The following is a 20233-nucleotide window of genomic DNA, read 5'->3' as shown; positions in this document are numbered from 1 at the left end:
CCAGGAGCCCCCATGCAGCCCCCGTTGATGATCCCGCCCATGTCGCGACCCGCCGCCGAGCGTCCGCACAGGCGCTACAAGCGGCGGCTGCTCGAGGAGATCCTGGAGCTGGCGCCCGCCTCCCTCCTGGAGGTCGGCTGCGGCGCGGGCGGGCTCTTGGCGGACGTGCAGGCCCATGGCGTGGCGGTAGCCGGCGTGGAGCCGGAGCCCACGGCGCGCGAGCTCGCCGGGGCGCGCGGTCTCGATGTCCACGCGGCCCGCGCCGAGGCGCTGCCGTTCCCCGACGCATCGTTCGATCTGGTCGTCTTCGACTATACGGCGCATCACGTGGAGCGCCTCGGCCGGGCCCTGGGCGAGGCGGCCCGCGTCGCGCGCCGTGGCGTGCTGGTGCTCGACAGCTGGTACGACGACGCCCTGCCCTGCCAGCGCGTCGCGCGCGCCTACGACGAATGGCTGAAGCGGATCGACCGTCGCCTGGGCTTCGTGCACAACCCCTCCATAGAGGCTTCCGAGTTCGTGCGGATGCTCGCTGCGGCGGCGGAGTTCGAGGCGCGGTACGGCTACGAACTCGTGCTCACCGCCCTGCCCCTGGGCCCATTGGAAGCGAACGCCCGCGACCGGCTCGCCCAGATCGGGTCCCCGCCGGACCTGGCCTCGGAGCTCGACCGCATCCTCGACGCGGCCCGCCAGCATGGCCTGAGCGACGACGGATGCCTCCTGTTTCGCGGCTTCCGTCCCGCCTAGGCGATGCCCCCGCTGACCGGCGCTCGAGGCGCATCCTGGAGGCCGGGCTTTCCACACCCGGTCTTCGTCGTGGCGGCGCTCGACGCCATGTCCGTCGGCATCATCGTCCCGGCGCTGCCGCATCTGGTGGAGCAACTCGCCGGCTCGGACGGCGCGGACCCGGCCGTGTGGCTCGCCCTCCTCGCCGCCGCCTGGGGCGCCGCGCAGTTCCTGAGCGCGCCCATCATGGGCGTCTTGGCGGATCGGTTCGGACGCCGCCCAGTGCTCCTGGCGGCCCTGGCCGGACTGGCGTGCGACGCCCTGTTCATGGCCCTGGCGCCCAGTCTCGGCTGGCTTCTCGTCGGACGCCTGATCAGCGGAGCGCTCGCGGCCAGCATCATCGCCTGCAGCGCCTACATCATCGACGTGAGCGCAGGCGACGAACTGGCCCGCCGGCTCGGCCTGCTGGGCGCGGCCTGGTCAGCCGGGTTCATTGCGGGTCCCGCCCTGGGGGGCGCCTTGGCCGACCTTCACCTGCGTCTTCCGTTCCTGGTGTGCGGCGCATCCGCCGCCGTGGCCTGGCTCTACGCGCGCTTTCGCCTCAAGGAGTCGCTGCCCATAGAGCGGCGCAGCACGGGCCTCGTGTGGCGGCGCGCCGTCCCCTTCGGTGGGCTGACCGCGCTTCTTCGGCGCCGCGCCCTCAGGACGCATGGGCTTGTGCTGGCGCTCGCCGCCCTGGCCGACCAGGCCTTGCCCACATTCTTCGTCCTCTACGTGCTCGAGCGGTATGGCTGGAGCGCCAGCGCCGCGGGCCTGGCGCTCATGGGCCTGGGCGCTGCGCGCGTCTTGGCCCAGGCGGTCGCCGTGGCCCCCCTGACCCGGCGCTACGGCGAGCCGGCCACACTGGTGTTCGGCCTCTTATGCCTGATGCTGGCGCTGGTGGTCTTTGCGGTCGCGCCCACGGGGCTCGTCTTCGGGCTGGCGCTGCCGATCTACGCCGCCGGCGCGGTCGCCGCCCCGGCGCTCATGGCGATTCTGGCCGGCAGGGTGGAGCGCGAGCAGCAAGGCCGGCTGCAAGGGGCGAGCGTCGCCGTCCAGGGAGCGGCGAGCGCGGTGGGTCCCCTCCTCTTCGGGGCCGCCTATGCCCTGAATTCGCAGAACGGGGTTCCACACCGTGGCGCTGGCGCGATGCTCCTCGGCGCCGCGCTTCTCGCAGTGGCGGCCACGATCGCGCACGCCGCCGCGCGAGTTCCGCCGCGCATGCCGCGCGCGCGGTCCGAGCCGTGAGCCGCAGATTGGAACGCCGGAGACTATCCTGTGCCCCCTCGCGATGCGCATGCCGCCGGCGGCGGCGTGGGAAAAGGTCGGGCTCGCGCCCGGCGGGGGACGGCCACGCGGCCGGCGGGACCGGCGACGTCGGCTGCGCTCACCGCAACATGCCATCCGCGCGGGGCTCGGAGCGGGGGTCTCCGAGCGGCCCGCGCGGATGGATGGCGGCGCCCTAGATCAGTGGGCGCCGCCGTGCCCTTGCCCGGCTTCGAACGTCACCGACGCATTGTTGGTGACGAAGCGTCCCCCAGGCTCCTTCGGGGGATCCAGCGTGGCGGCCACCAGCATCACCGGCCCGGACAGGCCGGCGGGCATCCGCACCCAGCCGTCGTTATCGGTGAGGACGTTCTGCCGCTCCCCGCGGGCCGGCCGCACCGTGACGGGGTAACCCGCCAGGGGGCGGCCGTTCCGCACGAGCTGGAACCGCGACGGTGAGGCGCCGCCCGCGTCGAACGCCGGCACGAACTCCACCTCCAGCCCGGCCGGGGCCGACGTCGTCGGCGTGCAGGCGCGGACGCAGACCAGGGTCTTGGCCAGACGGCGGGAGCGGATCTGGAGCGGCGCGCCCTTCGGCAGGAGCCGGTGGACCGCGGCGACCTCCTCGGCCTTGAAGGGATGCTCCTCGAGGTAGATGTCCACCTGGTCAGGGCGCCAGTTGGACTCGCCCCAGATGGTCTGGACCGTCACCACCCCCATACCGGACGCCTCGGTGGAGACGGACAAGGGCAGCGACTTGGCGGCCTGCGCCTGCACCTCGACGGCGGCGGGCTGGCCGCCGACCACCGCGCGAGCCGATTCGATGCGCGTCCGCGGCGAGCCGACGTTCAGCGCCGGGAAGTCGGAGGAGGACGTGGCGTGGATGATGAGCGGTCGCCCGCCCGCGCCCACGAACCCCTCCGGAACCAGGAAGAAGTCGTGCGCAGCCGCGCTGCCGGCGAATAGCAGCCCGAGCGCCGTCGCGACGGTCAAAAGAGATCTTTTCATCGGTTCGAACCTTTTCTCGAGCTTAGAAGCGGGCGGTGAGGCCGAGATAATAGCGGCGGCCGACCAGGTCATAGGTGGAGGGGTCGGTGTTCGCCGCGATCGCCGGCGAGTAGACCGGAGGCTGCTTGTCCGTGAGGTTGTTCACCCCGCCGCGGAGCGTCACAGTCTTGTTCACTTTCCACGTGGTGTTCAGGTCGAAGTAGTTGACCGCGCCCAGGACCTGCTCGCGGTTGTTGAAGTTCTCGACCTCGCCCTGGTAGCGCCAGCGCACGCCAACGCTGAAGGGCTCGTAGTTCCAGCTCAGGGTCGACAGGAACTTCCACTCCGGCAGCGTCAGGCCGAAGGTGTTCGAGACCGTCCCCTTCCGATCGGTGAAGGCGCCGCCCGGCAGGTCCTGGCGCTTCCAGTCCTGCAGCTTGGTCCCCATCACGTTGAGCGCCAGGGCGCCCCATTCCGGCCCACCCACGTCGGCCAGCGTTACGGCCCAATCGATCTGGAAGTCGATGCCGCTCGTCTTCAGCGTGCCCAGGTTGGCGTTCGTCTCGAGGGTGTTGGTGATCTGCCCCGAGTTCGGGTCGCGGCTGAACAGCTGACAGAAGAAGTTGCTGGGATCGTAGGTCGGGTTGGACGTGCCGTTCTCATTGAAGCAGCGGCGCAGCTGTTCCGTGGTGGCCAGCGTGCCAACCACGTCCTTGATGGTGATGTCGTAGTAGTCGATCGAACCGGACAAGCGACTGAACCACGGATTGGAGAACGGCGACTGCCAGGTTGCGCCGACGGTGAACGAGTCGGCGGTCTCTTCCTCCAGGAGCGGGTTGCCGCCTGTCAGTCCCGGGGTCTGCGAGTTCGAGAACGTGTAGGCGTCGATGACCTGACCCGGCACGTTCTGCGCGAGGCACAGGGCGCGCACCTGAGCGGCGTTTGCGGCCCCCGGCGCCCGGTAGGCGCCCCGGATGTCGCACGGGTCGCCAGAGAACTGCGGCACACCCGCCGACGAGATCGGCACGCCGATGTTCATGAAGGTGAGGTTCTGCGTGGCGAACAGCTCGTTGATGGACGGCGCGCGAACGGCGCGTTGCACGCCGCCGCGGATCCGCAGCCCCTCGACGATCTCCCAGCTCAGGTCCGCCTTGTAGGAGCTCACGCGGCCGATCGTGTCGTACTTCGAGAGCCGGTAGCCGAGGTTCGTCTCCAGGCTGTGCACGAAGGGCAGGTCCCGGAGGAGCGGGATCAGGACTTCGCCGTAGATTTCGCGGACCTTGTCCGATCCCGAAAGCGGCTGACCGGAGGCGCCGGCGAGTTCGGGGCCGGTGGTTCCGTTCAGCGTGAAGGTCGCCAGCATCAATTCGTCGGGGACGAAGTCGTAGTTCTGCTCGCGGTGGGTGGCCCCGAGGGCCACCCGGACTTCACCGGCCGGAAGGTTGAAGACCCCGCCTTGCAGGTTGATTTCAGCCACGCGCTGATCGTTTGTCGTGGTGTTCTTGGGCACCCGGCTGACGTAGTCGATGCAGGCGGCGCTCAGCGGCTTCTCGCCGAAGGGGTTGAATCCGCCGGCGCAGATCGAGGCCCCGCCGTCGGGGGCGTCCAGCAGACGCTGGACCGCTGAGCGGGACAGGTAGCCGGTGTACGTCGTCCCGTTGTCCACGCGGCCATAGGAGAGGTAGGCGTCGTAGGTCCAATCGCGCACCGGCAGGCGGCCGCGGAGGCCCGTGGTGATCTGGTAGACGTCGTAGGTCTCGTTCTGCCGGCGCGGACCGAGTTCGTTGAAGCGCTTGTCGAGGCGGAAGCTGCCGTTCGGATTGGGACGGGAGTTCAGGACCGCCCGCAGCTCGGCCGGAATGAAAGGGTTGGTTCCCGGGATCCGGAAGCCGGTGGTGGGGCCGGTCGCAGGGTTGGAGGCCAACTGGTTGCCAGCCTCGTACTGCGAGAACAGGAAGTCGGCGTAGGCTTCCGCGAATGCTGTGATCTCATAGTTCGCCGCGCCGTAGATGTTGTAGCGCTGCTGCGGGATGATCATGTAGTTCCGATCACCGGTCGTATAGGTGAAGTCGGTCTGCTGCAGCGGCCCCGGCATCCGGAAGCCTTCGTAGTCGAGGCCGCCGGGGCTGATGTAGTCCCGGGCGCCCTGGTAAGCGAACAGCGTGCCGTTGTTGTTGAAGCCGAAGGTGTTCCCGCGGGCGGCGCCGGGCACCGCCGCGCTCACGGCGGCGGCCGACGGGAGGTTGTTGGCGTCGAAGACGGTGGAGCCGAGAGGCGAGGTGCCGGCGAAGCCGGAGATGCGCGAGAACTCGCGCGCCGCATTCAAGACCGAGTCCCGATCGGAGTAGCTCAGTGACAGCACCGCGTTGCCGCGACCGTCGGCGATGTCGCCGCCCATCGTAACGCTGTAGACTTCGCTCTCCGCATCCCCGCGATCGGAGACGCCGTACTGCACGTCGAGCTGGACGCCTTCGAAGTTCTCGTTCAGCCGGAAGTTCAACACGCCGGCCACGGCGTCAGAGCCGTACGTCGACGAGGCGCCGCCGGTGATGGTCTCGACGCTCGAGATCAAAGGCGTCGGGAGCAGGTTCAGGTCGACGACGGACGAGGCGCTCGAGGGGACGACCCGACGGCCATTCAGCAGCACCAGGGTTCGGATGGCGCCGAGGCCACGCAGCTGAACCTGAGCCTGGCCTGCCAGGTTCGGGCTGTTCGAAGACGCGCTGCCCAGCGGCGTGAACTGCGGAAGTTCATTGATCAGGGTTTCGATATTGGCCGAGCCGGTCGCCCGCACGTCGTCCTGCGTGACCGTTACGATCGGGCTGTTTGCCAGGTAGTCCTTGCGGGCGATCCGCGAACCGGTGACGACGACTTCGTCCAATTCGCCGGCCGTCTGCGCGTTCGCTGCGAGAGCCGCAGTGGCGTCTTGCGCCGCGGCGGGCGTAACCGCGAGCGCCGTGGCGGAAAGGAAGGCGACGCCTCCGAGGATGGATGAGCCGAGAATGCGGCTGCGATAAGTGATGTCGGCCAAGACTGCTGCTCCAGAGCAATGTTTTGTCAGGCCGCCATGGGCCCCCTTCTGGAGCTACGCAGTGGGATGGCCGTCCCCTCAGACGCTGTTGAATTTTTCTTTCCACTCCCCCCCGACGGCAGGGGGTTTCTCCGGATCAGCAGCAGGGAAGCCGGGGGCGCCACGCCGACGGGAGAGCGTGCTGCGGACTGCGGTGGGCCAACGGGAGGTCAGCCCCGAACCTTGTCGGGGCGGCTTCGCGGGGAACCGGCTGCAGGGCCTGCCGGCCCTGCCCTCTTGCCGCCCGAGCGAGGGGACCGAAGCTGGGCGGAAGCCGCTCCGAAGCGCGCTGAGGGCGGAGCCCTAAGCCACGGCCGCCGCAGGCGGCCCCAAGAAGAGTGAAGGCTGCAAGGAGCCTGCGCGCCGCCAGGCGCTGCACGGCGGAACGCGCCCGCCCGCCGGCTGCTCACCGCATAGGGGCGTTGCGGGGGCCAAGCCCCGAAGGCGTCGGCGGAGACGACTTCCCGGCTCCGACGCAGGGGAAGGCCTTCCCCTTCCGCCAGCCATCGTTTGGACCACGGTGGAGCCCCGCACCTTTCAGCGGCCCTCGCCTTACCCGCCTCGGAAGCGGCGGTTGCCGTCATTCAGGACTGGCCGCTGATCTCAACGGGATTCCAACCGCGCGGACGACGCGCGCGTCAGACCCGCCCCGGGCGAACCTAGGTCAGGGCAGCGCTTGGACGAAGGATCGTCTTGGGAGAACTGGTCGCCTGCCGAGAGCCCGATGTTCGGAGACTATGCCCACCAGCTCCGACCGGCAACCTCGGTGTCTCCAAAGGGTCGTTGCTTTCGTTCGTCGCTGAAGCCGGTAGCAGCTCAACCCTCAGCTCCACCAGGCCGGCGGAGCGGACCTCACATCAGACGACCCGCTTCAGCCGCGCGAAGTCGCCGGAGACGCGCAGGGTGAGCGTCACCGGCTTACCGGCGCGATTGCGCCAGAACCAGCCGTGCGCGCCGTCGAAAGCGGCGGTCAGTTCGCCCGGTGCTCGGTAGGTCGGCGGGATCGGGCTTGTGGCTGTTGGACATGAAGATCTCCCGTCAGGGGACGAAGAAGCCGACCAGCTGGTAGCCGGTCAGGACGAAGCCCGTCGCCATCAGCGCGACGTTGGCGGCGTAGGCGTGCTTCCAGAAGCTTTGCGTGCGCCGCCAGAAGCCCATGGCGATGAGGATCAGGCTCAACGCCAGGATCTGGCCGAGCTCGACGCCGATGTTGAAGGCCAGCAGGTTCGGGATCAGCCCGTCGCGAGCGAGCTCGAAGTCCTGCAGCTTGGTGGCCAGGCCAAAGCCGTGGAACAGGCCGAAGATGAGGGTGGCCGCCTTGGCGTTCGGCTGTACGCCGAACCAGCGCTGGAAGGCGCCGAGGTTATCGAGCGCTTTGTAGACGACCGACAGGCCGATGATTGCGTCGATCAGGTAGGCGTTGACGCTGATCCCGCTGAGCACGCCGGCCAGCAGGGTTACCGAGTGGCCCAGCGCGAACATCGTCACATAGAGGCTGATGTCCTTTAGCCGATAGAGGAAGAAGATCACCCCGGCGAGGAACAGCAGGTGGTCGTAGCCGGTGACCATGTGCTTGGCGCCCAGATAGACGAAGGGCGCGAACAGCACCCCGGAGCTTTCCTGGATGTAGCCCTTGTCGCCTTCGGCGACGCCATGCGCCCAGGCGGCGCCGGCGATCAGGCTGAACATCAGGGCCGCGATGGGCAGGCGCAGCGCGCCAGGGGGTAAACGGTGGCGCGACATCACGGATGGCTCCTGCAAGGTGGACATTGCGGGGGAAGGGTCGGACACGCAGCGAGGCGATCGAGTTGGAGATCGCCGTCCATAAGATCCACGAGCCTGGTCACAGTTTCAGTCCGAGCCGGGGACCGATGATGGTCATGGCCAGGTAGAGCCCCATCGTCAGGGCGCAGCCGATCGCCAGGGCGGGCCAGAAGTGGAGTCCGCGACGGATCAGGGCTGGCACCACCAGAAACATCGGCAGGGACGGCAACACGAACCAGAACGTCGCCTCCGCGTGCGCGGCGAGACGGACGGGATCACCAGTATCGCGCCACAGCCAGATCATGCCGAGGATGGACACCAGAGGCAGGGACGCGATGAGAGCTCCCGCGCCGGCGCTGCGCCGAGCGACTTCCGAGACCGCGGCGATGATCAGCCCGGACAGCAGCGCCTTCACAATGAGGTAGATCATCAGGTCTGCTCCTGAGGCCGGAAGGCTTCGGTTGACCGGGCTGCTCGCTCACGACCGTGCACCAGCCGGTAGAGCGCCGGCAGCACCAGGAGCGTCAGCAAGGTCGACGACAGGATGCCGCCGATCACCACGGTAGCCAGCGGCCGCTGCACCTCCGCGCCGGCGCCCACGTTGAAGGCCATGGGCACGAAGCCGAGGCTCGCGACCAGGGCCGTCATCAACACGGGGCGCAGGCGCGTGAGCGCGCCCTCGCGGATGGCCTCGTCGAGGCCCTCGCCTTCGGCGCGCAGGCTGCGGATGAAGCTCAGCATCACCACCCCGTTCAGCACTGCCACGCCCGAAAGCGCGATGAAGCCGACGCCCGCCGAGATCGACAGCGGCAGGCCGCGCAGCAGCAGGGCCGCCACGCCGCCTGTCAGCGCCAGAGGCACGCCCGAGAAGACGATGGCGGCGTCCTTGAAGGAGCGGAACAGGGCGTAGAGCAGGCCGAAGATCAGCAGGAGGGTCACGGGCACCACCAGCTGCAGGCGCTTGGAGGCGGATATGAGCTGCTCGAAGGTGCCGCCGTAGGTCACCCAATAGCCGCTGGGTATCTCCACCTCGGCGCCGACGTTCTCCTGCACCTCGGTGATGAAGGAGCCGAGGTCTCTCCCGCGGACGTTGGCGGTGACCACCACCCGGCGCTTGCCGTTCTCGCGGCTGATCTGGTTGGGCCCGATCTCGACCGCCACCTTGGCCACGTGCGCCAGCGGCACGAACCCGCGCGTCCCCTCCCCGCCCGCGGCCAGGGGAATCCGCAGCCGCCCGATCTCGTCGACGTTGGTGCGGATGGCTTCGGGCAGGCGGACCACCACGTCGAAGCGGCGATCGCCCTCGAACACCTGGCCCGCCACCGTGCCGCCGAGCGAGGTGGCGACCACCTCCTGGACGTCCTGCACGTTGAGGCCCAGGCGGGCGAGCGCGGCCCGATCCGGCGTGATCTGCAGCACCGGCAGGCCGGTGACCTGCTCGACGCCGACGTCCTGGGCGCCTTCGACGCCGCTGACGACGGTCTCCAGCTGCTGGCCGATCTCCAGCAGCTGATCGAGATCGTCGCCGAACACCTTCACGGCCACGTCGGCGCGGACGCCCGACAGCAGTTCGTTGAAGCGCATCTGGATCGGCTGGGTGAACTCGTAGTTGTTGCCCGGGATCTGGGCCACGGCCGCCTGCAGCTCGGCGAGCAACTGGGCCCGCGGCTTGCGCGGGTTAGGCCAGTCCTTGCGGTCCTTCAGCATGATGAAGGTGTCGGCCACCGACGGCGGCATGGGGTCGGTGGCGACCTCGGCGGTGCCCATCTTGGCGACCACGCGCTCGACCTCCGGCAGGCTCTTGATACGAGCCTCCAGCGCCGTCTGCATGCGGATGGCCTGGCTGAGGCTGGTGCCGGGGATGCGCAGCGCGTGCATGGCGATGTCGCCCTCGTCGAGGTTCGGCACGAACTCCGAGCCCATGCGGCTGGCGGCGAAAGCGGCCAGCAGCACCAGCACGACCGCACCGGCCACGAAAGCGGTGCGCAGGCGAAGGGCGGCGTCCAGCGCGGGGGCATAGAGCCGTCGTGCGCCGCGCATGACGCGGCTGTCCCCCTCTTCCACCTTGCCGGTGACGAAGAGCGCCACTGCGGCGGGGACGAAGGTCAGCGACAGGATCAGCGCCGCCGTCAGCGCCATGACGACCGTGATGGCCATGGGGTGGAACATCTTCCCCTCCACCCCGGTGAGGGCGAAGATCGGCACATAGACGAGGGTGATGATCAGCACCCCGAACAGCGACGGCCGGATAACCTCGCCGGTGGCCTGGGCGGTGAGCGCGAAGCGCTCGTCACGGGTCAGCAGCCGACCCAGCCGGTGCTGGGCCTCGCCGAAGCGCCGCAGGCAGTTCTCCACGATGATCACCGCGCCGTCGACGATCAGGCCGAAGTCCAGGGCGCCCAGGCTCATCAGGTTGCCGGAGACCCGGCCCTGCACCATGCCGGTGATGGTCAGCAGCATGGAGAGCGGGATGATGGCTGCGGTGATCAGCGCGGCGCGGATGTTCCCGAGCAGCAGGAAGAGCACCACGATGACCAGCAGCGCGCCTTCCAGGAGGTTGGTCGCCACCGTGTGGATGGTCCGCTCCACCAGGTCGGTGCGGTCGTAAATCGGCTCGGCGATGACGCCGGGCGGCAGGGCCTTGGCCGCCTCTTCCAGCCGCTCCGCGGCCGCACGGGCCACGGTGCGGCTGTTCTCGCCCACCAGCATGAAGACGGTGCCCAGCACCACCTCCTGGCCGTTCTCGGTGGCCGCGCCCGTGCGCAGCTCCTCGCCCATCCCGAGGTCGGCGACATCCGCCACCCGGATCGGCGCCCCGCCGCGGTTGGCGACGATGACGCCGCCGAGATCCTCAAGGCCGCTGGCCTGCCCCGGGACGCGCACCAGGTACTGCTCGCCGAAGCGCTCGACGTAGCCTGCGCCCACATTGGCGTTGTTGCGCTCCAGGGCGGAGACTACGTCGCTCAGGGTCAGGCCGTAGGCCGAGAGCCGCTCGGGCAACGGGGTGACGTGGTACTGGCGCTCGAAGCCGCCGATGGTGTTGACCTCGGTGACACCGGGCGTGTTGCGCAGCTGCGGCCGGATCACCCAGTCCTGCAGGGTGCGCAGGTCCTCGGGCGTATAGGCTTGGCCGTCAGCTCGGCGAGCGCCCGGCTTGGCCTCGACCGTGTACATGAAGATCTCGCCGAGCCCTGTGGCGATGGGCCCCATCTCCGGCGTGAGACCGGGGGGCAGCTGGCTGCGCGCGCCCTGCAGCCGCTCGTTCACCAGCTGGCGGGCGAAGTAGATATCCGTGCCGTCCTTGAAGACCACGGTCACCTGGCTCAGGCCGTAGCGGGAGACCGAGCGGGTGTATTCGAGCCCGGGGAGTCCGGCGATGGCGGTCTCCACCGGGAAGGTGATCCGCTGCTCGGCCTCCAGGGGCGAGAAGCCGGGCGCCTCGGTGTTGATCTGCACCTGGACGTTGGTGATGTCCGGGGTGGCGTCGATCGGCAGGCGCTGGAAGCTCCAGACCCCGATGGCGATGCTCAGCAGCGCCAGCGCGAGCACCGCCCAGCGGTAGCGGATGGCGAGCGCGATGATCCGCTCAAGCAGCGGCGGTCGCTTCGCCGCGAGATCAGTGGTCATGGCTGGCCCCCGACTTCTCGATGTCGGCGCGGATCAGGAAGGCGCCGTCGGTGACGTACTCGGTCCCGGGCTCCAGCCCGCCCAGCACCTCGGTCCACTCCGGCGTCTGAGCGCCGAGCTCCAGCATCCGCACTTCGTAGGTGTTCCCGACCTTGGCGAAGACCACAGTGAAGTCACGGAAGCGCTGCAGGGCCTTGGTGCGGACCGCCAGCGGCACGGACTTGGCGGCGACCTGCACCGAGCCTTCCACGCCCATGCCAGGGCGGAAGCTGCCGGCCAGGCTCGGCGGGATCTCCACATGGGCGATCAGGGTCTGGCTCGCGAGGTCGGCGGTCGGCAGCACCGTCTCGATGCGGCTCGTCGCGCGTCCGTCGCCCGAGAGGCTGCGAAGCTCCACCCGCTGGCCGGCGCGGATGCGCTCGGCGTCGCGGGGATAGACGAAGAACTCGGCGTGCAGCTTGGTGGGGTCGGCGATCACATAGAGCGGCTGGTCGTAGGCCACGTCGCCCACGTTGGCGTTCTTCTTGACGATGACGCCGCTGATCGGCGCGGGGATTGAGTAGGTCTGCAGGCTGTTGCTGGATTCCACCCGCGCCAGGAGCTGCCCGCGGCGGACCTGCTGGCCGAGGCTGCCGGTCATGGCCATGATCCGCCCGGAATACCAGGCGCGCACCTCGCCCTGGCCCTCCGGCGTCACCTCCACGCGGCCCGACAGGTCGAGCAGCTCGCCGACGATGGCGCCCCCCGCGCGCTCGGTCTTCACGCCGCCCGCCTGGGCGGCCTCGGCGCTGATGGTGGTGCGGCCCTCATAGGAGGCGTAGGCCCACTGGTGGGTCCGCCCGCCCTCGACCGCGCGCACCTTCACGTCGAAGGAGTGCGGTTCGGTCACGACGCCTGCGCCGCGCAGGTAGTCCTGCTGGGGCGCAAAGCTGAAGCGGTCCACCTTGCCGCCCAGCCGGGTGAGCTCGACGGTGAGTTGCACCTGCCGCGGGTCGAGCGGCTTGTCCTTGCGATAGGCGTAGACGTGGAACTCCGGCGGGACGCCGTCTTCGAAGATGGTCATCTCGATGGCGAAGTCGCCGTCGCGGAGCATGCGGCCGCGGTGGGGACCGCGCTCGAACTCGGCGGCGGCGGCCGCGTGGCCGGCTTTCGCCTCGGGCGCCTTGCGCTCCCCGCAGGCGGTGAGAAGGCCGGCGAGCAGCGCCAGGGCGAGCGGCGCAGCGCGCCAGGAAGAGTGGGACAGCATCAGCGGGGCTCCGCGGAAGGCGTGGATGCAAGATGGGCGAAGCGGCCGGTGAGCCGGTCTAGGGCGGCCTGGTCGGTGTGGTGCTGGCGCAGCACCGCGACCCGCCGGGCCCGGGCGTCGGCCAGGGCGCGTTCGGCCTCGGTGACGTCGATGTACTGGAAGCCCCCGCGGTTGAAGCCCGCCCGCACCAGCTCGACGGTCTTGATCGCCGACGGGATCACCTCGGCGCGAATCCGCTCGGACTCGGCCGCAGAGGCGGCGAGCTTGGCCCGCAGCCGCGCGACCTCCCGGGCCTGCAGCACCCGGGCGGCGGCGATGTCGGCCTCGGCCGCGTTGCGCTCGGCCAGGGCTCGCTCCACGCCGGCCTTGTTGGTGTCGTAGCGCTGCAGCGGGATCGTGCCGCCGACCACCAGGGCGACGTCCGAGCCCTGACCAAAGTAGCGGACGCCCGCCCGCAGGGTGGGGTCGGCGACCTGACGGGCGCGCTCCAGCTCCACCCGCGCCAGGGCGGCGTCACGGGTGGCCGCCAGAAGGGCCAGGTCCGCGGTCTCCGCGGGCGCCGCCGGCGCAGCGGGCGCGGTGCGGAAGAAGAAAGTCTCCAGGTCGAGCGCGAACTCGGAGCCGCCGCCCCAGAACGCGGCGAGCGCCGCTCGCGCATTGCGCGCCGTCTCTCGCGCCTGGTCGCGGGCGATCTCGGCCTGAGCGGTCAGGGTCTCGGCGCGGGCGCCGGCGAACAGCGGGTCGCGCGCGCTGCGGACCCGCCGCGAGATGTCGGACTGGGAGCGATGGGCGGCGATCAGCCGGGCCTCGGCGATCAGCAGATCCGCTTCGGCGGCCAACGCTTCGGCGTAGGCGACCTGCACCTCCTTGATGAGGTCCAGGCGTCGAACCTCCTGGCGCCGGTGGACCAACTCGATCTCAGCGGCCGCCACGGCGGTGCGCGCCGTGCGCTTGCCGCCGCGCTCGAACGTCTGCTGGTAGCTTACCGTGGCTTCGGTGCGGTCCAAGACAGAGTAGGCGCCCGAGCCTGCGAAGTTCTCCAGCTCTACGCCCAGCGAGGGGTTAGGCCGCAGGCCCGCTTGGCGCGCAGCCGCCCGGGCGGCCTCCACCCGCGCCTCGGCAGCGGCGGTGGACGGATCGGCGGCGAGCGCCCGCGTCACCGCGTCGGTGAGCGTCAGGGACGGCGCGGGCGCCTGGGCCAGAGCGGCGCCAGCGCCGAAGGCGAGCGCCAGCGCCGCCAGAAGCGGCGCGGCGAGGAGCCGCGCCAGGGCGCAACTCGGACGGAAGATGGACATGAGGTCTCTCGAAGCACGGTGAAACGGCGCGCGTGGCGGGGCCTCGCGCGGTCAGGCGTTCAGATCGAGAGCGGCTTTGGAGGTCGTTCTAGCCGGGCGCTTGGCCAGGACTCCGGCCCGTCAGCTCGCGGCAGGTCCAGGGCGGCGCCGGTCGCCAGGATCAGCGCCGGCAGACGCTCGGCCTCGAGGGCGGCGAATTGGGAGGCTTCCCCGGCGTGGTGGTGACCGCGGACCCCGTCATCGGGGCCCTGGTCGCCGCTGTCCGGCCGCCCATGGTCGTCATCGGCGTCCGCCGCGGCGTGATGGTCGCCATGATGGTCGGCGTCGTGATCATGGTCGTGGTCGAAGGAGACCGCGCCGGCCAAGGCGTTCGGGGCGTGCTCGACGCCCAGGGCATGCTGGACCCGGTCGACGCTCGCCACGGCGCCCTGATGAGTCAGCACCGCCATCAACGCCAGGCAGCACATGGCGAAGAACAATCGCAGCCGAGGCTTACGGCGGTTGAACACTGAGGCGGCAGACTCCCGAGTCCCCGACTTCTAGCAGCCCAGACGGCCCCCGCAAATCCACCCTTCCCGCGTCGCCGGCTAAGCGCGCCTTCACCGGACCTGTTCATGGGTGAGACTGCCGGCGGGCAGCGGGCGCAGGATCTCCGCCTCGGGCTTCGACAGGTCGAGCCAGTCCAAGCCTTCTTGCCGGCCCAGCACGACGATCTGCCGATCGTGGTAGGGCGCAATGTCTGGCCCCGGCGAGGTGGTCAGCATGGCGAAGGCCCCCTCCTTCACCAGGCCCGCGATCCAGAACCAGGGCTCGCCCGCCAGGGTGAAGAGGTGCTTGTCCTTCAGCCGCTGGTTGGGGTCGTCCGGCGTCGTGAACTCGTAGAAGCCGTCTGAGGGAATCAGGCAGCGTTCGCTCTTGGCGAAGCTGCGGCCCTCGGAGCGGAAGTTGAACACCGGCTTGCCGCTCGATGACTTCCAGGCCCAGGGCGTGACGGAGAGTTCCACGCCCTCCGAGCCCCCGCGAATGATCGGCGCCGTCTGGTTCGGCCGGATGTCGTCATAGGGCGGGTAGTTCGGTGTGGCGTCGCCCGCGAAACGCAGCGGGATCTTCAACTGGCTGAACTCTTCCCGAAGCGTGTCCGGCGACTGGGTGTAGCGGTAGTCGTTGCACATGCAGGCCAAACGCCGCCGGGCGGCAGAGGTGGCGCTGAGCCCCGCGGGACCAGAGGCCCGCGAGCTCCCGGGCGACCCGGCTAGCAGCAGGCCGCGGCGGGTTCAGGCGCCGACGCCGAACCGCAGCAAGCCACGACGGGGTTGGCGGCCTCTGGCAGGACGGAGGGGTCTTCGCCGTAGGTCGTGGCCTCGCCGAAGGTATGGAAGGTTTCCCAACGGACGCCGGCCGGATCGGTCACCCAGCTCTTGTCCGAGCGGGCATAGCAACAGGTGGTGGCCTCCTGATCGAAGGTCTGCGCGCCCGCCGCTTTCAGACGGCTGGCCAACGCCTGCAGCTCCTCGGACGTGTCGGTCTGGATGCCGATGTGATCGACCCCGAGGTTGCCGTGCCGCTGGGAGATGGCGAAGTTCACGCGCGGATCGTCGAGCATCCACTTGGCGTAGTCGTCTTTGACAACGGCCGGCGCCGCCCCGAACAGGGTCTCATAGAAAACGATCGACGCGCCGAGGTCGGGAACGGTCACGTGCAGGTGCATACGGTGCATGGCTGATCCTCCTTAGATCGACATTTCTGGTATTCTCGAAATATGGAGGAGTCAATCGCTACAGGTCGGCCGGCAAGAGCCTTTCGACGAGGACGCAATCGCGCCACACGCCGTCCAGCTTGCCGTGCTTCTCATGCACGCCGACTTCCTTGAAGCCCAGGCGAGCCATGAGGCTGAGACTGGCCCGGTTCTCAGGGAAGACGCGGGAAAGCAGCTTCCAGAGGCCCGCGGACTCCGCCGCGACGATCAGCTGCTCCATGGCGACGCGGCCGACGCCTCGGCCGCGCCAGTCCCGGCGCACATAGACCGAGAACTCGCCGATGCCGCGATAGCAGCAGCGGTCCGCGTAGGGAAACACCGCGGCGTAACCTACGACCGGGCCGCCCGCCCCATCGGTCACGGCGACGATCGGCAGATTGTGCGCCCACCAGGCTTCGACCTGCTCTGGCGTGCGGGGTTCGGTCTCGAAGGTGGCGATGCGATCCTCGATGCCTTGATTGTAGATCAATGCGATCGCGGGGGCGTCGGACGGTTCGGCCGGTCTCGCCTGGAGGTTGGATGGGGTCACTGGACGGCACGCTCCTCGCTCATGGCCGCGGCGGCGAGCGCGTGCTCCACGGTCTCGCGCCCCTCGGCCTTCCGCTCACTGTAGCGGTCGACGAGGTAATCGGCGCGATCCCGCGTCAGGAGGGTGAACTTGTAGAGCTCTTCCATCACGTCCACGACGCGGTCGTAGTAGGCGGACGGCTTCATGCGACCCGCCTCGTCGAACTCCTGGTAGGCCTTGGCCACCGAGGACTGGTTGGGAATGGTGATCATCCGCATCCAGCGGCCGAGCAGGCGCAGGGTGTTCACGGCGTTGAAGGACTGCGAGCCGCCGGACACCTGCATGACCGCCAAGGTGCGCCCCTGGGTCGGCCGCACGCTGCCGATCTCCAGCGGGATCCAGTCGATCTGCGCCTTCATGATGCCGCTGATCGCCCCGTGCCGCTCCGGGCTGCACCAAACCTGGCCCTCAGACCACTGCGACAGCGCCCGCAACTCCTGCACCTTCGGGTGATCCGGAGGGACGGAGTCGGGCAGCGGCAGGTCGCGCGGATCGAAGATGCGCGTCTCGGCGCCGAAGCGCTGCAGCATGCGGGCGGCCTCCTCCGTCAACAGCCGGCTGTACGAGCGCTCACGCAGCGAGCCGTAGAGGAGCAGGATCCGCGGCGGGTGGGTCGCCGCAGGTTGCGCATTCAGTCGCTCCAGGCTGGGCGTCTCGAGGAACTGCGGCTGCAGGGCGGGAAACTCGGTCATTCGGAAACCTCGAGAGCGACGGCGGAAGCGACTTCAAACTGCCGCAGACTTCCTATATCGTCGAAATATGGAAACCAAGCCCGCTGTCGCTAGTCTCGCCGCCCTGGCCCACGAAGGCCGTCTCGCGTCCTTCCGCCTGCTCGTCCAGGCGGGGCCTGAGGGGCTCGCCGCGGGCGAGATCGCCCGCCGGCTGGACGTCTTGCCGAACACCTTGTCGGCCAGCCTCAACATCCTGAGCCACGCGGGGCTCATCGCGTCCCGCCGAGACGGCCGTTCGATCATCTACACCGCCAACTATGACGCCATGCGCGAGCTGCTCGCCTTCCTGATGGAAGACTGCTGCAGCGGCTCGCCCGAGATCTGCGCCCCCCTCGCCGCCATCGCCAGCCAGTGCTGCGTGGCCGAAGGCGCTCAGGCCTGAGGACGCTGCAATGACCGAGAAGACCTACAACATCCTCTTCCTGTGCACCGGAAACTCGGCGCGATCGGTGATCGCCGAAGCCCTGATGAACAAGGAGGGGCGCGGCCGCTTCAAGGCTTTCTCGGCCGGCTCCATGCCCACTGGACGGGTCAATCCCCACGCGCTCACGATCACGCGCGCCCTCGGCTTTGACGACGGTGACTTCCGCTCCAAGTCCTGGGACGAGTTCGCCGCGCCCGGCGCGCCGGCGCTCGATTTCATCATCACCGTCTGTGACAACGCGGCGGGCGAAGTGTGCCCCGTCTGGCCCGGCCAGCCGATGACCGCCCACTGGGGCGTGCCCGATCCGGCCGCCGTTCAGGGGTCCGAGGCCGAGATCGCCGCGGCCTTCACCGAAACGGCCCGCATGCTCGGAAACCGCATCCGCATCTTCCTCAACCTGCCGCTGGCCTCCATCGACCGCATGTCGCTGCAAGCCAAGCTGCGCGAGATCGGCCAGGCCGCCGACGAGACCCAGCCCGCCCAATGACGACGATCGAACCGCCCGCGCCGTCCGAAGGGCCCAAGGCCATGTCCCGCTTCGAGCGGTTCCTGACCCTCTGGGTCGCGCTCTGCATCGTGGTCGGCATCGGCCTCGGCCACCTCTTCCCGAGCGTCTTCCAGGCGATCGGCGGGGCCGAGGTCGCCAAGGTCAACCTGCCGGTGGCGGTGCTCATCTGGCTGATGATCATCCCGATGCTCATGAAGGTCGATTTCGGCGCCATGCGCCAAGTCGGCCAGCACTGGCGCGGCATCGGCGTGACCCTGTTCGTCAACTGGGCGGTGAAGCCGTTCTCGATGGCGGCGCTGGGCGCCTTCTTCATCGGCTACCTGTTCCGCCCTCACCTGCCCGCCGGCGAGATCAACAGCTACATCGCCGGCCTGATCCTGCTGGCTGCGGCGCCCTGTACGGCCATGGTGTTCGTCTGGAGCAACCTGACCCGCGGCGAGCCGCACTTCACGCTGAGCCAGGTGGCGGTGAACGACGCGATCATGGTCGTCGCATTCGCGCCCATCGTCGGGCTGCTGCTGGGCCTATCCGCCATCACCGTGCCCTGGGAGACCCTGCTGCTCTCCGTCGGGCTCTACATCATCGTGCCCGTCGTCCTGGCGCAGCTGCTGAGGCGCGCGCTCCTCAAGCGCGGCGGCAAAGCCGAGCTCCAGCGCGTCCTGGCGCGCATCGGCCCCCTCTCCCTCACCGCCCTGCTCGCCACCCTGGTCCTGCTGTTCGGCTTCCAGGGCGAGCAGATCCTCACCCAGCCGGCGATCATCGCCATGCTGGCCGTGCCGATCCTGATCCAGGTCTACGCCAACTCGGCCATCGCCTATCTGCTGAACCGTGCGACGGGCGAAGCCCACTGCGTCGCGGGCCCGTCGGCGCTGATCGGCGCCAGCAACTTCTTCGAACTGGCCGTCGCCGCCGCCATCAGCCTGTTCGGCTTCAGCTCCGGTGCGGCGCTCGCGACCGTGGTCGGCGTGCTGATCGAGGTGCCGGTGATGCTGACCATCGTCGCCATCGTGAACCGGTCCAAGCGCTGGTACGAGCGGGGCGCGGCCGTTCAACGGGTGGCGGCGCGCTGCGCCCCGCCGATCACGAGGTGAGCTGCATGTCCGAATTCCCGATCACCATCTTCCACAACCCGGCTTGCGGCACCTCCCGCAACACCGTCGCCATGGTGCGGGCCGCCGGCTACGAGCCCGAGGTCGTCGAGTACCTGCAGGCCGGCTGGACCAAGCCGCAGCTCCAGGAACTGCTCGCCGCCATGGGCGCCACGCCGCGCGACATCCTCCGCGGCAAGGGGACGCCGGCGGCCGAGCTGGGCCTGCTCGAACCCCATGTCGGCGACGACGCCATCCTCGACGCGATGGTGGCGCACCCGATCCTCGTGAACCGCCCCATCGTCGTCACGCCCAAGGGCGTCAAACTCAGCCGGCCTTCGGAAGCCGTCCTGGACTTGCTCGACCGCAAGCCCGACAGCTTCACCAAGGAAGATGGCGAGGTCGTGCGGCTCGCCTGACCGGCGCTTGCTACGGTCAGCCGTGCTGGGCGAACACCCGCGTCTTGCCGCCCGGAAGCAGCAGGAGCGTGGCGTAGGCTTCCCTCCGACCGTCCGGCATCTCCATTCCAGGCGACCCCAGCGGCATCCCGGGTACGGTCAGGCCGAGCGCCTTGGGGCGCTCCCGCAGCAGGCGTGCGACGTCGGTTGGCGGGGTGTGCCCCACCACGACGTAGCCGCCGATCGTCGACAGGTGACAGGAGGAGAGCTCGAAGGGGACCCCGTAGCGGTTGTTGAACGGGGTCACGTCTTCGACGACCACCACCTGCGGCCGGTAGCCCGCGCGCGTCATCGTCGTGATCCACCCCCTGCAGCAGCCGCAGGAGGCCGTCTTGTAGACGGTGAGCGCGGGCGCAGCGGCGAAGGCCGCGGGCGCGCCCGCAAGAAGCGGCGCGCCCGCGAGAACCGCCCGGCGTGAGAGCCTAAGCATCGGCGCGCCGGCGTTCCCGATCAGTGCTGGTGCTGCGGAGCCGGCGTTGGCGCGTTCGGAGCGGCCTCGCCCTTCTTGTCGCAGCAGGCCATCTTGGCGTCCTTGTCCTTGCAGCAGCAGTCGTCGGCCGCGAGCGCCGCGCCGGCCGAAAAGGCGCTGAGAACAATGGCCGCGAAGGCCGACTGGACGATCATCTTCATGAGGAACTCCGCAGCTGGGTCGGGATGTCTTGCACCGAACAGGCGCCTTTCGC

20 protein-coding genes are annotated in these 20233 nt (G+C 69.4%); 6 read left to right on the top strand and 14 right to left on the bottom strand.

Features of this window, described 5'->3' with window-relative positions:
* Positions 1-39 precede the first annotated feature (39 nt).
* Together PHZ_RS21610 and PHZ_RS07975 are read left to right on the top strand one after the other, a co-directional pair.
* Positions 40-744, top strand: a complete 705-nt coding sequence (locus PHZ_RS21610) for a class I SAM-dependent methyltransferase (RefSeq protein ID WP_187149108.1) — start codon at positions 40-42, stop codon at positions 742-744.
* A 69-nt stretch (positions 745-813) separates the two neighbouring features.
* Positions 814-2010: an MFS transporter gene (locus PHZ_RS07975; protein WP_187149107.1), complete on the top strand. Its 1197-nt coding sequence runs from the start codon at positions 814-816 to the stop codon at positions 2008-2010.
* 219 nt (positions 2011-2229) lie between these two features.
* On the opposite strand, the gene PHZ_RS07970 is transcribed toward PHZ_RS07975, so the two are convergent.
* The 12 genes from PHZ_RS07970 to arsH form a co-directional block, all read right to left on the bottom strand.
* A complete protein-coding gene (locus tag PHZ_RS07970) occupies positions 2230-3021 on the bottom strand; it encodes a DUF4198 domain-containing protein (RefSeq protein ID WP_236611880.1) in 792 nt (263 codons plus the stop codon).
* Positions 3022-3058: 37 nt separating this feature from the next.
* Complete coding sequence (locus PHZ_RS07965; RefSeq protein WP_012522006.1) at positions 3059-6046, bottom strand: TonB-dependent receptor domain-containing protein; 2988 nt, start codon at positions 6044-6046, stop codon at positions 3059-3061.
* 1077 nt (positions 6047-7123) lie between these two features.
* Complete coding sequence (locus tag PHZ_RS07960; RefSeq protein WP_049758173.1) at positions 7124-7828, bottom strand: HupE/UreJ family protein; 705 nt, start codon at positions 7826-7828, stop codon at positions 7124-7126.
* A gap of 100 nt (positions 7829-7928) precedes the next feature.
* The gene (locus PHZ_RS07955) at positions 7929-8279 is read right to left on the bottom strand and encodes a DUF3147 family protein (protein WP_012522004.1); all 351 of its coding nucleotides are present in this window, start codon (positions 8277-8279) and stop codon (positions 7929-7931) included.
* Entirely contained in the window at positions 8279-11443 is a 3165-nt protein-coding gene (locus PHZ_RS07950; RefSeq protein ID WP_148216956.1) for an efflux RND transporter permease subunit, read from the bottom strand. The genes PHZ_RS07955 and PHZ_RS07950 overlap by 1 nt, the downstream gene beginning before the upstream one ends.
* Positions 11444-11465: 22 nt before the next feature.
* Positions 11466-12722 carry an efflux RND transporter periplasmic adaptor subunit gene (locus PHZ_RS07945; protein ID WP_012522002.1) on the bottom strand — a complete coding sequence of 419 codons (1257 nt, stop codon included), beginning with the start codon at positions 12720-12722 and terminating at the stop codon, positions 11466-11468.
* Positions 12722-14017 carry a TolC family protein gene (locus PHZ_RS07940; RefSeq protein WP_012522001.1) on the bottom strand — a complete coding sequence of 432 codons (1296 nt, stop codon included), beginning with the start codon at positions 14015-14017 and terminating at the stop codon, positions 12722-12724. The genes PHZ_RS07945 and PHZ_RS07940 overlap by 1 nt, the downstream gene beginning before the upstream one ends.
* 59 nt (positions 14018-14076) lie before the next feature.
* Positions 14077-14466 carry a hypothetical protein gene (locus tag PHZ_RS07935; RefSeq protein ID WP_148216816.1) on the bottom strand — a complete coding sequence of 130 codons (390 nt, stop codon included), beginning with the start codon at positions 14464-14466 and terminating at the stop codon, positions 14077-14079.
* Between the two features lie 150 nt (positions 14467-14616).
* On the bottom strand, positions 14617-15189 hold the full coding sequence (locus PHZ_RS07930; protein ID WP_012522000.1) for an SOS response-associated peptidase: 573 nt from the start codon (positions 15187-15189) through the stop codon (positions 14617-14619).
* An 80-nt stretch (positions 15190-15269) separates the two neighbouring features.
* On the bottom strand, positions 15270-15734 hold the full coding sequence (locus tag PHZ_RS07925; RefSeq protein ID WP_012521999.1) for an ArsI/CadI family heavy metal resistance metalloenzyme: 465 nt from the start codon (positions 15732-15734) through the stop codon (positions 15270-15272).
* Between the two features lie 58 nt (positions 15735-15792).
* Positions 15793-16302 carry an arsinothricin resistance N-acetyltransferase ArsN1 family A gene (locus tag PHZ_RS07920; protein ID WP_012521998.1) on the bottom strand — a complete coding sequence of 170 codons (510 nt, stop codon included), beginning with the start codon at positions 16300-16302 and terminating at the stop codon, positions 15793-15795.
* Positions 16299-17033: an arsenical resistance protein ArsH gene (gene arsH / locus PHZ_RS07915; protein ID WP_012521997.1), complete on the bottom strand. Its 735-nt coding sequence runs from the start codon at positions 17031-17033 to the stop codon at positions 16299-16301. The genes PHZ_RS07920 and arsH overlap by 4 nt, the downstream gene beginning before the upstream one ends.
* A gap of 67 nt (positions 17034-17100) precedes the next feature.
* On the opposite strand from arsH, the gene PHZ_RS07910 reads away from it, so the two are divergent.
* Genes PHZ_RS07910 through arsC form a run of 4 tightly spaced genes read left to right on the top strand, consistent with a single transcriptional unit; the run spans position 17101 to position 19511 of the window.
* Positions 17101-17454 carry an ArsR/SmtB family transcription factor gene (locus PHZ_RS07910; RefSeq protein WP_012521996.1) on the top strand — a complete coding sequence of 118 codons (354 nt, stop codon included), beginning with the start codon at positions 17101-17103 and terminating at the stop codon, positions 17452-17454.
* 10 nt (positions 17455-17464) lie between these two features.
* Entirely contained in the window at positions 17465-17983 is a 519-nt protein-coding gene (locus PHZ_RS07905; protein WP_012521995.1) for an arsenate reductase ArsC, read from the top strand.
* 41 nt (positions 17984-18024) lie between these two features.
* Positions 18025-19095, top strand: a complete 1071-nt coding sequence (gene arsB, locus PHZ_RS07900) for an ACR3 family arsenite efflux transporter (protein WP_012521994.1) — start codon at positions 18025-18027, stop codon at positions 19093-19095.
* 5 nt (positions 19096-19100) lie between these two features.
* Positions 19101-19511 (top strand): arsenate reductase (glutaredoxin), encoded by a 411-nt coding sequence (gene arsC, locus PHZ_RS07895; protein ID WP_012521993.1) that lies wholly within the window; start codon positions 19101-19103, stop codon positions 19509-19511.
* A gap of 16 nt (positions 19512-19527) precedes the next feature.
* On the opposite strand, the gene PHZ_RS07890 is transcribed toward arsC, so the two are convergent.
* Together PHZ_RS07890 and PHZ_RS07885 are read right to left on the bottom strand one after the other, a co-directional pair.
* On the bottom strand, positions 19528-19980 hold the full coding sequence (locus tag PHZ_RS07890; RefSeq protein ID WP_012521992.1) for a DUF411 domain-containing protein: 453 nt from the start codon (positions 19978-19980) through the stop codon (positions 19528-19530).
* Positions 19981-20000: 20 nt separating this feature from the next.
* Positions 20001-20180 carry a hypothetical protein gene (locus PHZ_RS07885; RefSeq protein WP_041373341.1) on the bottom strand — a complete coding sequence of 60 codons (180 nt, stop codon included), beginning with the start codon at positions 20178-20180 and terminating at the stop codon, positions 20001-20003.
* Positions 20181-20233 lie beyond the last annotated feature (53 nt).

This window comes from Phenylobacterium zucineum HLK1, from assembly GCF_000017265.1.
Lineage (GTDB): Bacteria > Pseudomonadota > Alphaproteobacteria > Caulobacterales > Caulobacteraceae > Phenylobacterium > Phenylobacterium zucineum.
The sequence above is the reverse complement of the archived record's forward strand: the minus strand, read 5'-3'. Positions and strand labels throughout refer to the sequence as shown.